Origin of the sequence: Roseibium sp. MMSF_3412 (assembly GCF_030733265.1) — a bacterium.
In the GTDB taxonomy this organism is placed as follows: Bacteria; Pseudomonadota; Alphaproteobacteria; order Rhizobiales; family Stappiaceae; genus Roseibium.
On sequence record NZ_JASHJI010000025.1, the window covers coordinates 13,133 to 27,307 of the forward strand.

A 14,175-nucleotide genomic window follows, 5' to 3' on the forward strand; every position below is an offset into this window, starting at 1 on the left:
TGTACTCTATTTGTTCTCAATTGGCAAGTCGCAAGAACCGATTGGTATTAAATCAAGAATTACGTTTTGTTTCCAATATGTTCCGCACAGGCCTCAGCAAAAGTCCCGTTACGTCAAACGAAAATGGAAACAGACCGTGATTCTCCTGGCGGACAGAATCGCAAGCCCTGACACGGTTGCCGTTGACCTCATGATCTGTTAGCCCGCAAACGTCAATGCTGCCGGCCTGGCGGCCTCCTGAGGAACGAAGGTCTCCACCCCGTGCAAACAGCCCTCTCCCGCCGTCTCGTTTCCATTGGCGCCGCCCACGTCGATACGATTGCACATGCAGGAGAAGACATCCGGCGCGAGACCTCGACACCCGCCCGTCTTTCCTCATCGCCCGGCGGTGTCGCCACGAACCTTGCGCGCGCGGTCAGCGCGCTCGGTGTGCCTGCACACCTGGTTGGAACCGTCGGCGATGACGCGGCAGCGATGTCACTGGAGGAGCATCTGACACGCGAAGGCGTGGAACACACATTTGTCCCGCGTCCCGGATGTTCGACAGGCCAGTATCTTGCGCTGCACGATCCTGACGGTTCGCTGGCTGCCGCCTGTGTCGATGACCGTGTTCTGTCCGAAGCGCCACCGGACATTTTTGACCGCGCGATCGCCGATTTGCGGCAGGTTTCCGATAACGACCTGCACTGGTTCGTCGATACCAACCTGCCTGAAAAAACGCTGGCCCGCGTGATAGACCGTATCGGCGGTGGTGCCATCTCCGCCAATGCCGTGTCGGACGCCAAGGCCCCGCGTCTGAGGCCCTTCCTTGCTGATCTGGATTGCGTGTCGCTCAATCGCGGTGAAGCTGCCGCACTGCTGGAGATGCCGGGTCATTCGCCCCCGGAAGACCTGGCAGCCGCGTTGCGCGAGGCCGGCCTGAAACAGTTTATCCTTACGGCAGGCAGCGGTGATCTCTATGCTGCGTCCGAAGACAGCCTGGACCGCATCAGCCCACCCGTCGCAAATGTCGTAAACGTGACAGGGGCCGGCGACGCGCTTGCTGCCGGTTTCCTGGCAGCCAGACTGCGCGGCATCGATTTCTTCAAATCCGTCGGGTACGGGCTCGCGGCAGCGGCACTCACCCTTGAGAGTACGGCCGCATTTGCCGAAGGTTTGTCCTGGGACGAAGTCGTGAAATTTGCCCAAGTGGACAAAATTTGAACTTGGCGCAATCTGGCACCCTCCCTATAAGGTGCCTGAAACGCGGTCCGGAACCTGTGACCTGGAAAAACGTCATCAAGAAAGGCTTCGCCAGAGATGCACTCTCCCGACAAAACGGAACTCAAAAAGCTGATCGTTCAAAGCGACGAGGTTAGCGATGCCTTCGCATCAGGCAAGCCGGTTGTCGCGCTTGAATCGACGATCATCACCCATGGCATGCCTTTCCCGCGCAACCTCGAGACTGCGCGGCAGGTCGAAGCGGATATCCGCAGCGAAGGCGCGGTTCCCGCGACCATTGCGCTGATGGACGGAAAAATTCACGTGGGGCTGAGCGATGAAGACCTCGACCGACTGGCCCGGGCCGAAAACGTGATGAAATGTTCAAGGGCCGATTTGACCTTTGCTCTGGCAACCGGCGCTTATGGCGCAACAACGGTTGCCGCCACGATGATGGCGGCACATCTGGCGGGGATCGACGTCTTCGCAACAGGTGGCATTGGCGGTGTGCACAAGGGCGCGGAAGAGACTTTCGATGTTTCCGCTGACCTCGAAGAACTGGCGCGCACACCGGTGTGCGTGGTCTGCGCGGGTGCCAAGGCTCTGCTGGATCTGCCGAAGACGCTAGAGGTTCTGGAAACGAAGGGCGTCCCGGTGATTTCGTTCGGAACGTCGGAACTTCCGGCATTCTGGTCACGCGAAAGCGGTCTTGACGCCCCCTACTCCCTCAACACGCCTGCTGAAATCGGCGCGCTCTTGAAAATGAGGGCCAACTTCGCCGATCATGGCGGCGTCCTGATCGCCAATCCGGTTCCTGAAGCGCAGGAGATCCCGCGCGCGGAAATGGCCGGTTACATCGATGCGGCAATCGACAAAGCCGGCTCCGAGGGCATCAGGGGCAAGGACGTGACGCCCTATGTCCTTGGCGCGATCCTGGACCTGACAGATGGCCGCAGTCTCGACACCAACATTGCACTCGTCCGCAACAATGCACGTCTGGCGGCAAGGATCGCGTCCGAGCTGACCTGACGCGTTCAGAATTCCGCTTGACGCTCTTGGATCGAAACGGTCTTCTCGGATCTCGATAACATTCCGGGGACCGCCGCCATGAAACTTGCCGTCACCGCAGCATCGGGCCAACTCGGGCGCGCGGTTATTGACCACCTGAAGACATCGCACCCGGTTGAGAACATCGTCGGCATTGCCCGAACCCCTGAAAAGGCGGCAGATCTAGGCGTTGAAATCCGTCAGGGAACCTATGGCGATCGCACCGGGTTTGAACAGGCGCTCGCAGGCGTCGAGGCCATGCTGCTGATCTCCGGAAATGACGCGCCTGAAAAACGGATTGAACAGCACCGGGCCGTGATCGACGGTGCGCGCGCCGCAGGCGTCCAGCGCTTCATCTATACCAGTGTGCAAGGTCCCGAACAGGGAGGCGGTTTTGCTGACATCGTCCGCAGCAACCGACAGACCGAAGCTGATGTGAGGCAATCCGGTCTGAACTGGGCAATCGGCCGGAACGGCATCTATATCGAACCGGACGTTGAATACATTGACAGCTACAAGCGCCTCGGCGGCATTCGCAACTGTGCCGGCGGCGGCTTGTGTGCCTACACCACGCGCACCGAGCTGGCTTATGCCTATGCCTGCCTTCTCAAAGACGGCAGCCATGGCGGCAAGACCTACAATCTGAGCGGCACCCCGATAAGCCAAACCGATCTTGTCGGCTTCATGAACCAGGTTCTCGGCACACGGATGACCTACGAGTTCGTCGACGCGGACAGTTTCAAGGAGGACCGCATCGCAGAAATCGGCGAATTCTACGGAACGGTCGTGGCAGGCATTTATGCGGCGATTGCAACAGGTGCCTTCGACAACGAAAGCCAGTTCATGGCCGCAACCGGACGCGAACACGTTTCATGGCCAGACTTTTTCTCCAAAATCTGAGCAGCGGAAAGTGACCCGGTGACTTGTGCGCCGCCTTTCATGCGCATGAAATGTTCCCAAGGTATCCGGTTTCAGCATTCGCGGCACGGCTTCGCCGTTCAAATATCCCTAAGCCGTTGACACAGCGGCGATAGCCTGCCCTTACTTGCGGCATAAAACATTTGACTGGAATGACCGGGCAGCATTTTACCGGGCGCACCAGGCGCTCAAAAACAGGTCATTTCAAAGAGGAGGCTCAATAATGTCAGAAGCGCCAACACCAGATTCCAATGCACCCGAGACGGCACCGGCAGGCAGCTTCTCTCCGCTTCAGTATCTCGACCGGGCCTTGTCCACGCTGCGCGACATCGGCATTACGCCGGAATCGGAAGCAGACGCTCCGATCAACGCGCTGCTGGAACAGATTTCCGATCTGTCGCCAGACAAGGTTCTGGTAATTTCGCGCACGCTTGCACAGGCTTCCAACTTCAACGAAGTCGTCCGCACGCAGGTCCAGCAGATGGACATTGGCGAGCGCTACGAGGAAATAACCAACGCATTCAATTCCATTCGCGATGACGCAAAGACCCTGGTCGACCAGCTTGCGGACGGCAAGATCTCGTTCACGGAGAACCTGTCCAACAAATGGCGCGATATGCGCCGCGGCACCATCTCGGACCGCTTCCAGGATATCCGCGGGACCTACAAGGACGTAGCCCGCGCCACCAAGGACCAGATCGAGCGGGAGCAGACGATCCTCGAAGCTTACCGGGATTTCCGCGGTGCGCTGAAGCAGGCGGAGGTCACGGCGCTCGAACTGCTGAACATGGCAACGGAGAAGCTGAACGGAAAGAAACTGGCTCTGGAGACAGCCTCCAAGGAGGTCGAAGCCTATGCCGGTGACGACCCGGCGCAGAAGGCACGGCTCGAACTTGCCCGTGATGAGCGGCTTCGCGAAATGCAGGATGAGGAAAAGCGGTACCAGATCGCCAAGGACCTCTCCGACAACCTGACCGTCGGCTACAACACGTCCGAAGTGATCATGGCGCGTCTGGTCCAGACCACCAACGCCAAGGAACGCGTTTATGCCCAGTCCGTCAGTTTCTTCTCAACCAATGAGTCCGTCCTCACGGCACTGAATGCCTCGTTCACCGGATTGCAGGGCCTGCACGAAAGCACTGAAACCCTGAACGCCATGAAAGAGGGCATCAACAAGAGCCTGGAGACGCTGGCCGAAATAGGTGATGCGGTTCAGAAGGAAGCGCTCAAGGCCGGCTATGGTCCGACGGTGGCCGCCGCTTCCGTAAAAAAGCTGGTCGATTCCGTCGTCAATTTCCAAGTGCAGTCCCGGGAGATCATCACCGAGATGCGCGACATGTCGACGAAGAACTCCGAGGAGATCCGGAACGCGGTCGAAGAAGGAAAGCGCCGTCTTGCCAAACTGACCGCACAGGGACAAGGTCTCTGACACCAGTCGGCTGAAGCGGGCCGGCATCCAGCCGGCCCCTCCATGGAAAACAGGTTCTGATGGCTAGCAGGGCAGATAAATCCGACGCGCCGCTCGACGACCTCATGATGGTCATGGATGTCGTTGACACACTGCGCCACGAAGAAAGCCAGGTCGCGCGCGAACTGAAGGCGGACGACCGCGATGCCGCGATGGTGGACAGGCTGCGGCAGGTCTATGCCTCGCAAGGGATCGAGGTTCCCGACCACATTCTCAAAGCCGGTGTGGAAGACCTCAAACGTGACCGCTTCGTCTACTCACCACCCAAGACCGGGTTCCAGCGCACGCTGGCCATGGTCTACATATCCAGGGGCACATGGTCCAAGTGGCTTGCGGGAGCCTGCGCGGTGCTCCTCGTTGCGGTCGTCGCCTGGTACTTTTTCATTGTCATGCCGAAACAGCGCGCGGAGGCAGAACTCACGGCACGCCTGGAAGCACTGCCTTCGGCCTATACCGAACTGGTCGGGCGCATCGACGCCCTGACCGAAGACACCGGTGTGGAGGCGACTGCTGCGACCCTTGCCGAAGACGGCCGCCTGGCGCTTCAGGACGGTAAAAACGAGGCTGCATTCAAGGCGGAACAGGATCTGCGTGATCTCGCTGCGCGGCTGCAGCAGGTGTTCGAAGTTCAGATCGTCTCTCGCGAGGGCGAACCGACCGGGCTGACCCGGATCCCGGAAGCGAACCCGAACACCGAGAACTTCTACATCGTTGTCGAGGCGGTCGACCCGGATGGCAATGTTGTTGAGCAATCCATCCAGTCGGAAGAAAGCGGGAGCGCAGAACGCGTGACCAAATGGGGGCAGCGCGTCTCGGAGAACATCTACGACGCCGTGCGCCGAGACAAGCTGGAAGACGGCATCGTTCAAAAGGGTGTTCTTGGCCAGAAGCGGCGCGGAGAGTTGGACATCAACTGGAACAGCGGAGTGCAGGACGGAGCGATAACCAAATGGTAGCGGCGCTTTCTTCGACCCAGGCCTCGGAGGCTTTCCAATGCTGACCGGGCGGCAGACACTGGGCACCATCGAGCACTCGATGGCGGACCTCAGGCGTGAGGAAGCCGAGCTGAGCAAGCGTATCGAACGCTCCACGCGCGCCGTCACCGACCTTCAGGAACGGCAGAGCGAGGCCTATCGCGATCTTGCCCGTTTCCGGCTCGACACCGACGCCGCCGGAACCCTGAACACGCGCCTGGACAGCGCCGCACGCGAGGCCAGGCGTCTGCTCGACAAGCGCAACGATGACTACAAGGTCCTGAGCGAGCAATTGCGCCAGAGCGAAACGGAGCGCAATCAGAAACTGAAGAAACGCCAGGAACTGGACGAGGCGCGCGATCTGGCGGAGAACCAGATGGACGAGTTGATGGACGCCGTTGACGGCCGTCTGGAGAACGACAGCGCCTACCTGGCACAGCGCGAGGCGACGGAACAGGCGATCGCGACCGCCGAAGCTGCTGCCGACAAGGCCAGAACATCGGAACAGGACCGGGACAGCAAGGGCAAGGCCTATGACGCCGACCCGCTCTTCGTCTATCTCTGGGAGCGCGGTTACGGCACCCAGGACTACACCTATCGCGGCCTCTCCCGTTCGCTGGACCATTGGGTCGCGGGTCTGATCCGCTATGACGATGCCCGTGCGAACTACGCCATGCTCACCGGCATTCCGGACCGGATGGCAAGGCACGCGGAACGCTGCGCGGAGATTGCGGAAGAAGAAGAGGAAAAGCTCGCCGAGTTCAGCCGCAATGCCATGACCGACGCGGCCGGTACCGACCTCGTCGGCTCGATTGAAGCCTATAGCGACGAGATCGAGCAGATCGATGCCGATATCGAAAAGCTGGAGCAGCAGATCGACACGCTGTCAGGCGCGCTTGCCGAGTTCTCCGGTGGTGAAGATGCCGATTTTCAAAAGGCCGAGGAGCATCTGTCGGTGTCGCTCAAGTCCGATGACCTGAACGATCTCTGGCGCGCCGCCATCGATACGCCCTCGCCCGAAGATGAAAAGATCGTGCAACGTATCGAAGACTTCAGGGAGCGTGTCGAACAGGTCGCACGGGAAATTCGTCAGGATCGGGAGTTGCAGCGTGATATCGGCCGCCGGCGTGCGGAACTCGCCGACGTGATCAAGCGCTTCCGGTCCAAAGGCTACGGCAGCTGGGAATCGACCTTTTCCGACGACAAGCTGACCACGGTTCTGCTGGGCGAACTCGTCAAGGGTGCCATAACCGGCGCAGACTATTGGGCCCGCGCAGAAAGATCGCACAAGCGGCGCAAGCCGCGCGGCCGCAAGGTGGCGTTTCCGAATGGCAGCGGCTTGCCGAAATCGATGGGCGGTTTCGGCCGCTCGCGGCGCAGGTCCGGCAAGAGCGGCGGTTTCGGTGGCGGCGGATTCAAACGCGGCGGCAGCTTCGGCGGCGGCGGCTTCAAGACCGGTGACCAGTTCTAGCTGGAGCGCAGCCGGTGCCGGGCCAAGAAGGTCACCGCGTGCTTTGCTTCTTTGCCTGAAACAAGGAAACGTGAGAATCTCACAGTACAGTTGTATCAGGGACGCGACATGGACTAGAAACAGGTGAGATCACCTGTTGAAACACATCTTCTGGATTTTGGACTGCTCAATGCGACACCCCGTCATCTTCAGCCTTTGCGCCCTTTTTCTCGCCGCTTGCCAGTCCTCGTCCAACCAGTCGGCTTCTCTCGGCAACCAGCCCCGGCTGGATGTGCCTGCCGGTGCGCAGAGCGTCAACATCGGTGCCGATCCGGGAACGGTCCGCGCGGCACTCGTTTCCAGCGCCAGGGAAAGAGGAACGGCTGTCCTTCAGGATCAGCCGAACATGGTCATTCTGGAACGGCCCATGGCGGGCGAGAATCCGACGCTCGACAGCGAATTCGGTCCCTCGGACAATGGCGACAGGGTCATTCGCATCCGCGTTCGCTTTACCGGGACGCAGTGTCAGACGCTTGCGGTACAGGACCTTGCCGTCATCAACAACGTCCGCACAGCACTGGAGCAGAGCTTCGTGCTGCCCGGCGACCCCAACACGATGCAAAGCCTTCAGGGCCTGAAATCGCGCGCTGAGCAGAGCAGCAGCTGCCCGCCAGTCGCCTCCTGACCGGGCAGCCTGCATACCTATATCGCATTCAGATTTATGAGCGGACGGCCCGCACGGGCTGACAGCAAGGACGCGTGCCCCCGATCAGACGGGGACGGCTTCCGGGGCGAACTGCGCGAGAAACTCCGCGCTTGGCGGGATCGGCTTGATGACATCGATCATGACGCCATTGGGGTCCTGCGTAATGAAATGGCGCTGGCCGAATGGCTCATCCCGGAGCTCCAGAAGCATTGGCAGTCCTTTTTGCCTGAGCGCCTCGTAGATCGTATCGACGTCCTCCACTTCAAAGTTGAGCAACAGCCCCCCTGCTCCCTTGCCGCGGCCGCTTGCCGGGATGGTTTCATGGGTCTTGTCCATCACCGCAAGGTTCACCTTGTCGTCCTCCTCTGACTGGAGATGGACATACCAGTCGGCTTCAAAGACCGCCTTGAACCTGAAGTGTTCCTTGTAAAAGGCAGTCGTACCTCTGACATCGTCCGTCATCAGAACGGGGTAGTATTGAGTCGATTTCATAGCATCCTCCATCTCTTCATCAGCGACAAACACACCCGATTTCCTTCCAGAAGGGCTTTTCAGGCGCAACAAAAAAACATACAGTATGTTTGTAAGATACATAAACATACAGGCTGCATGTATGCAAGAGGAAAAATCACGCCGCACGCAGGCCGAACGCCGTGCGGAAACAAGATCCGCCCTGCTGGATGCGGCAAGACGGCTGATCGTGGACAAGGGTTATGCGGAAACCGCGACGCCGGAAATCGTGAAACAGGCTGCGGTAACCAGAGGTGCGCTCTATCACCACTTCAGGGACAAGGCGGATCTCATGCGCGCGCTGGTGCATCAGGAATCCCGCGCCGTTGCGGCGGAAATCGATGCGGATACGGATACGGGCCAGTCACCGCTCGATGCCTTCATGGCAGGCGCAAAGGCCTATTTCTCTGCAATGTCCCACCCGGGACGAGCGCGGATCCTTCTGCTTGAAGGACCCGCCGTTCTGGGGGTTGAGGAAATGGCCGCGATCGACCGCGAAACCGGCGGCGCGACGATCCTTCAGGGACTGCAGCACGCGGCAGATCATGGCGCATTCAAGGATGTTCCGCTGGAACCCCTCGCCGATCTGCTGTCTTCAGCCTTCGACAGGGCCGCACTGGCAATTGCCAATGGCGAGGATCGCGAGGCCTATGAAAAGGCCACGCGGCGGCTGCTTGAAGGCATGCTCAAGGTCTGACGCACGCGCGTATCAAGAGGCTTTGACAATCGGAAGCGACCCGGAAACGTCCGCGGTCCGCCGCCTCCTCAATACGGTTTCCGTCCAGCATAGAGCCTGAAAAGTCGCGCGCGGTGCTCACAGGCAGCGTCTCACGCGCGTGCTGCGGATATCAGCCCTGCGGTATCGTAAAACTCGTAGAAGAAAACGATTTTTCCGTCCTTGAACTTCACGAAATCCAGTTTCGGTGTATCCAGCAACGTGCCGGTTTTCCTGTTTGTCCAGGCGGTTGAGCCATAGGCACAGATCCGGTCGCCGTCGACCACATATTCATCGATCGTGTAATGCTCCATCGCCCAGTCGGCTTTCAGGCCTGAAAGATACTGGATCACCTCGGTCTTGCTGCAGCAGGGTTTGGTGAAATCGACGCTCGGGTCCCGCGCCATCGCGAGGGACCGGAAGTCTACCGTGTCGTCAAAAAGGTTCAGCCATGCATCGACGCTTTCGCCCTTGGTCTCGTTCCAGAGCTCGTAACAACGTTTCAGCGCATTCAAATTGTCAGCAGTAGCCATGTTGCTCACCTCCCCATCAGATAAAGCAGAAATCTTGCCAGCGTGAAATATACATAAAGCACGCAACCCAAGATAGATTTCACACGCCTTTTCTCTCTCTACGTCACCACTGAAGAAGACGGCAGGCAGGCCAAACCCACAAATATGCCTGCCCGCCCCATTCCTGACTCAGAATCCGCTTATTTCAATTGCGGGCGAGAAAAATGGATGGCGGATGAAGCGCAGAGAGTTTCTGATCGGGGCGGGATGTGTGGCCGGCGGTGGCCTGGCAGCGGCAGCCATGATACCGGGACAACTGGAAGCCGGCCTGCAGATCGCGCAAGACGCAATCGCACACAGCAGGGAGCCGCTTGTCCGGATAAATTTTCAGCGTGACCCACTGGAAGCCGAACCCTGGGCGGAAAAGCTGATTTCAGCCGCCGAAGACCAGATTGGCGTCACGGTTATCTACGACCCCGCCTATGTGGGCCTGACCTTCCCAAACGGCGATCTTCCCCGTGAAAGGGGTGTATGCACCGACGTTGTCATCCGTGCCTATCGCGATGCCTTCGGCTTCGACCTGCAGGAAGAAGTCAATGCGGACATGAAGCGCGATTTCAACGCCTATCCGAAGAACTGGGGGCTAAGGCGCCCGGACAGGAACATCGATCACCGCCGCGTTCCAAACCTCAGGGCCTTCTTTGAACGCAAGGCGGCGTCGCTGTCGGTGAGTGACGATCCATCGGTCTACCTTCCCGGTGACCTTGTCTCCCAGATGCTGCCGGGCAACCTGCCGCATATTGCGATCGTGACCCACTACCGGTCACAGGATGGGAAACGGCCGCTTGTCATTCACAACATCGGAGCGGGAACGCGCCTGGAAGACCGCCTTTTCGATTTCCCGATAACGGGCCACTACCGGTTCCGGCCTGGTGTCAGCAGCTGAGATCACGTATCCGGTCAGAGCACCTGATACCACCCTGATTTGCGACGCGCCGGTTTCAACGAACGGCTGCGCGATGCCCCGGCACGCTCCACGCCGTTATCCGACGGTCAGTCCGGTTTGCTCGAAATAGGTACCGGCGCTGGCCAGGTCCGAGCTGCGATAGGCCACATATCCATCCGGACGAACCAGATAGATGCAGGGAAGGTCCGCTCCGTAGATGCGGTGCATGTTGCGCTTTTGGTCGATGATCACGGCATGGCCCGGAAATGCGCTGCCTGTCTCTTCGGCTGCCACAATGTAAGGCTTCAGCCACCGGGCCAGATCCCTGGCCGCATCCGCTGCCTTCCGGACCGCCTCGACGGCCGGGCCATCCGAAGCGCCGCAAAAGAAGAACAGTCTGAATTGATCATCCGCGGGCAGCCTGAACAGGCTCGTCGGCTGCCCGTTGTAAACCAGATCCGTTGCATCGGGAGCACGCAGTCCGGGCCCGGGGCCGCTCTGAAAGATATCGGCAGGCGAAACGCTGAGCGGGCTGGCACTGTAGTCGAGATCGACTTCCTGCAAGTGGCGCGCGGCGTCCAGACGCGCAGCGTCCGGAGTGTAAAGGTGCGAAATGAAGGTTTCCCGATCGCCCGGCGGGAGTTCGGCGTAGCTCTCCATTACCTGCGTAATTTTCCGTGTTGTTTCAATGACCTCCGCGGCAACAATTCTCCGCTCTGCTTCGTATGTGTCCAGCAAATCGGCGGATGCGCTGCCCCTGACGGCCTGCGCCAGTTTCCAGGCCAGGTTGTGGGCGTCCTGGATCCCCGTATTCATGCCCTGCCCTGCCAGAAGACTGTGGATGTGGGCGGCATCACCCGCCAGAAAGATCCTGTCCTGCCGGTAGCGTGGAACAAGACGGTAGTTGATCCGGAAGAAACCGAGCCAGTGCGGATCGCGCAATCGCAGGGAGGCCCCGGCCCTTTGCGAAACGATGGTCTGCAGCTGCTCGAGTGTCGGCTCGCCGTCCGTGCCGGCTTCCTGCGCAAGACTGGCGACGAGGAAATGTCTGTTTTCCGGTAGTCTGGTGAAAGCGAACAAGACCCCATCGTCATGGAAAAAGACATGCCCCTTGTCGGGTTCCAGGTCTTCGTCACCATCGATCAAAACATCACCAAGGACATATGGAATGTCATCGGCGTCGCCCGGAAACGCTTCGTCGAGATGGTGGCGCACGGTGCTGTGGGCACCGTCGCAGGCGATCACCCACTGGTAGCGCGCAGTCTCTTCCCCCCCGCCGCCATGTTGCAGGGTCACGTTCACACCGGCGTCGTCCTGGATCAGGGCAGTCAGTGAGACATCGCGCTCAACCTTGCCCCCAAGGGTCTCCAGATGTGATTCAAGAGTGGCTTCGGTATGCGCCTGCGATTGTGACATGCCGTACGGAAACGGAGAATCGATCGGTGCATGCGGGCTTTCCCCCACGCGCTCCCCGTTCCGGTAGAAGACAAACCCTATCTCGGCAACGGAACCGAGCGTTACTTTCTCATCGAGCCCGAGGCCCTGAAGGATTTCCAGCGTACGCGAATGCAGCAGATTCGCGCGCACATGCGGGTCGATACCGGGAGACTTGTCGATACATCGCACCGGGATACCGCGCCTTGCCAGTTCCGATGCCATCATCAGCCCCGTCGTTCTCCCACCGACAACCAAGACCTTGTCCATGGTGCATTCTCCCACACGCTACCGATTGCCCTGCGGACTGCGACAGACCGAAAGCCATGCCAAGGCTAACCGGGTCGGACAACAGGCTCAACTTCTTCCACCCGGCAATCAGACTGCCGGGACACTGTTGCAGGCCTTGCCTCGCTTCAATACGGGAAAAACAGCGGTGCGGTGAGAACCGTGATGATGCCGGTCAGGATCGTGAGCGGAACGCCCAGCTTGAGAAAGTCGGAAAAGGCATATCCGCCCGGGGTGACGACCAGCGTGACAACCGGTGTCGAGACAGGCGTGGAAAAGGCCGCAGACGCGGCAATCAGCACGGAGATTGCGAAGGGATACGGCGAAACCTGCATCGTCTCTGCCGCCGTGATCGCAATCGGCGCAACCAGCACCGCCGAGGCCGTGTTGGAAAGCACCAGGCCAAGCAATGCGGTCAGGAGGAACAGGGCCCCGGCCATGACGCTCGGGTTGGCCTCCCCGACCACATCCAGCAGGAAGCCGACAATCAGCCCTGAACCGCCTGTCACCTCAAGCGCATTCGCCAGCGGCAGCATTCCGGCGATCAGGACCAGGGTCGGCAGGTTGATGGATGCGTAGGCGTCTTCCGCGCTCATGGTCCTGAACAGGATCGCGGCAAGCGCTGCCAGCAGCACGGCGACGGTGACCGGAACGAGGTTGAGCGCGCTCAGGACGACCATCGCGCCCAGAATGCCGACGGCAACCCCGTATTTCGGGAGATTTGGAACCGCGTCCTGCCGCTCTTTGGGATAGGCCAGCAGCACGAAGTCGTCCCGCTGTTCCACGAGCGTGTCGAGTTCGTCCCAGGGACCGAGCACCAGGAGCCGGTCGCCCGCCTTCAACTGTGTTCCCTCGACATCGTCAACCGGTTCGCCGCCGCGCAGAAATCCGAGCGCGTCCAGTTCGCGCGCATCATGCGAGAGGGCTTCTTCCGGTTTTTCGCCGATGACCGTCGCTTCCGGGTGCACCATGACGTCGGCAATGCCCAGGCTGTCCTGCCAATCCTCTGCTCGGACACCCAGCGCGGACCGTCGGGTAAAATCCGGCCGCGCGGCGATGTCATCCAGCACCTCCTGCGGCCCGTTGACGAGAACCAGATCATCACGCCTTAGTTCCATCCCGTCACGAAACAGGACTGTTTCCCGTTCCCGGTTGCGGTCGCGGCGGCGGCGTGCAACGAAGTTCACTCCCTTTGCCCTGAATTCACGAATTTCGTCGATGGAGACGGGTCCGCCGATCCAGTAGTCGTAGACCTCGCCTCCGATCTGGTAGGTTGTCCAGAGTTCTGCCGCCGCGCGGGCCGGACGCTTGCGCCTTGTCGTCTTGACCGGTTCGCGCGACCCGAGCAGATGACGGCCCCATAAAAGCATGTAGGCAATCGTTGCAGCCAGGATGATCACGCCAAGCGGGAAAAACGAAAAGAAGCCCAGCGCCTGATAGCCTTGCGCCACGAGTTCATCGCTGACGACAAGGTTCGGTGTGGTCGCTATCAGCGTCAGCATGCCGCTGATCAGGGCCGCATAGGACATGGGCAAAAGCAGGCGCGACTTGTCCAGCCCGGTCTCCGCGGCAATGCGAAGGACGATGGGAATGAAAATCGCCACGACGGCGGTGGAACTCATCACGCTGCCGAGAAAGCCCGCGCTGACCATCAAAAGGATCATGAGGCGGGTTTCGTTCGACCCGCCCCGTTTCAGGATCAGGTCGCCAACGGACCGCGCCACTCCGGTCCGCTGCAGCATCTCGCCGACAACGAGCAGGCAGGCCACCAGAATGACCACGGAACTGCCGAAACCGGACAGGGCCTGGCCGACGGTGAGGACATTCCCCAGAACCAGCGCCAGAACCACCATCAGGGCAACAAGGTCATAGCGCACACGGTTGCTCGCCATGAGGACGGCGGCAACCCCGATCAGAACAAAAACAAAAGCGGCATCTGAAGTCATGAAGTCTTTATAGCGTCACCTGTTGGCAGGCACATCAGGAACTTCGCTGACGCTGCGCGTA

13 protein-coding genes are annotated in these 14,175 nt (G+C 59.9%); 9 read left to right on the forward strand and 4 right to left on the reverse strand.

The genetic code is table 11. The features are described 5' to 3' along the window. The first annotated feature begins 261 nt into the window (after positions 1-261). From RBB49_RS27385 to RBB49_RS27415, 7 genes are all read left to right on the forward strand, one after another. Entirely contained in the window at positions 262-1,203 is a 942-nt protein-coding gene (locus RBB49_RS27385; RefSeq protein ID WP_306146151.1) for a PfkB family carbohydrate kinase, read from the forward strand. Positions 1,204-1,299: 96 nt separating this feature from the next. Beyond that, on the forward strand, positions 1,300-2,229 hold the full coding sequence (locus tag RBB49_RS27390; RefSeq protein WP_306146152.1) for a pseudouridine-5'-phosphate glycosidase: 930 nt from the start codon (positions 1,300-1,302) through the stop codon (positions 2,227-2,229). Positions 2,230-2,307: 78 nt separating this feature from the next. Beyond that, positions 2,308-3,147, forward strand: a complete 840-nt coding sequence (locus RBB49_RS27395; protein ID WP_306146153.1) for an NAD(P)H-binding protein — start codon at positions 2,308-2,310, stop codon at positions 3,145-3,147. A 241-nt stretch (positions 3,148-3,388) separates the two neighbouring features. Continuing rightward, positions 3,389-4,594, forward strand: coding sequence for a cell surface protein (locus RBB49_RS27400; RefSeq protein ID WP_306146154.1), 1,206 nt, complete (start codon positions 3,389-3,391; stop codon positions 4,592-4,594). A 59-nt stretch (positions 4,595-4,653) separates the two neighbouring features. Further along, on the forward strand, positions 4,654-5,589 hold the full coding sequence (locus tag RBB49_RS27405) for a DUF6384 family protein (protein ID WP_306146155.1): 936 nt from the start codon (positions 4,654-4,656) through the stop codon (positions 5,587-5,589). 37 nt (positions 5,590-5,626) lie between these two features. Continuing rightward, the gene (locus RBB49_RS27410) at positions 5,627-7,078 is read left to right on the forward strand and encodes a hypothetical protein (RefSeq protein ID WP_306146156.1); all 1,452 of its coding nucleotides are present in this window, start codon (positions 5,627-5,629) and stop codon (positions 7,076-7,078) included. A gap of 169 nt (positions 7,079-7,247) precedes the next feature. Continuing rightward, entirely contained in the window at positions 7,248-7,742 is a 495-nt protein-coding gene (locus RBB49_RS27415; RefSeq protein ID WP_306146157.1) for a hypothetical protein, read from the forward strand. Positions 7,743-7,826: 84 nt separating this feature from the next. Here RBB49_RS27415 and RBB49_RS27420 read toward each other — a convergent pair whose 3' ends face one another. Beyond that, positions 7,827-8,255 (reverse strand): VOC family protein, encoded by a 429-nt coding sequence (locus RBB49_RS27420; protein ID WP_306146158.1) that lies wholly within the window; start codon positions 8,253-8,255, stop codon positions 7,827-7,829. A 121-nt stretch (positions 8,256-8,376) separates the two neighbouring features. Here RBB49_RS27420 and RBB49_RS27425 point away from each other — a divergent pair, with 121 nt between their 5' ends. Then, positions 8,377-8,970 carry a TetR/AcrR family transcriptional regulator gene (locus RBB49_RS27425; protein ID WP_306146159.1) on the forward strand — a complete coding sequence of 198 codons (594 nt, stop codon included), beginning with the start codon at positions 8,377-8,379 and terminating at the stop codon, positions 8,968-8,970. Positions 8,971-9,101: 131 nt separating this feature from the next. Here the strand turns inward: RBB49_RS27425 and RBB49_RS27430 are convergent, their stop codons facing one another. Further along, entirely contained in the window at positions 9,102-9,521 is a 420-nt protein-coding gene (locus RBB49_RS27430) for a nuclear transport factor 2 family protein (RefSeq protein WP_306146160.1), read from the reverse strand. 214 nt (positions 9,522-9,735) lie between these two features. Here RBB49_RS27430 and RBB49_RS27435 point away from each other — a divergent pair, with 214 nt between their 5' ends. Then, on the forward strand, positions 9,736-10,446 hold the full coding sequence (locus tag RBB49_RS27435; RefSeq protein WP_306146161.1) for a DUF1287 domain-containing protein: 711 nt from the start codon (positions 9,736-9,738) through the stop codon (positions 10,444-10,446). A gap of 96 nt (positions 10,447-10,542) precedes the next feature. Here RBB49_RS27435 and RBB49_RS27440 read toward each other — a convergent pair whose 3' ends face one another. Together RBB49_RS27440 and RBB49_RS27445 are read right to left on the reverse strand one after the other, a co-directional pair. Next, a complete protein-coding gene (locus RBB49_RS27440) occupies positions 10,543-12,150 on the reverse strand; it encodes an FAD-dependent monooxygenase (RefSeq protein WP_306146162.1) in 1,608 nt (535 codons plus the stop codon). 146 nt (positions 12,151-12,296) lie between these two features. Next, positions 12,297-14,114, reverse strand: coding sequence for an SLC13 family permease (locus RBB49_RS27445; protein WP_306146163.1), 1,818 nt, complete (start codon positions 14,112-14,114; stop codon positions 12,297-12,299). Between the last annotated feature and the right edge of the window lie 61 nt (positions 14,115-14,175).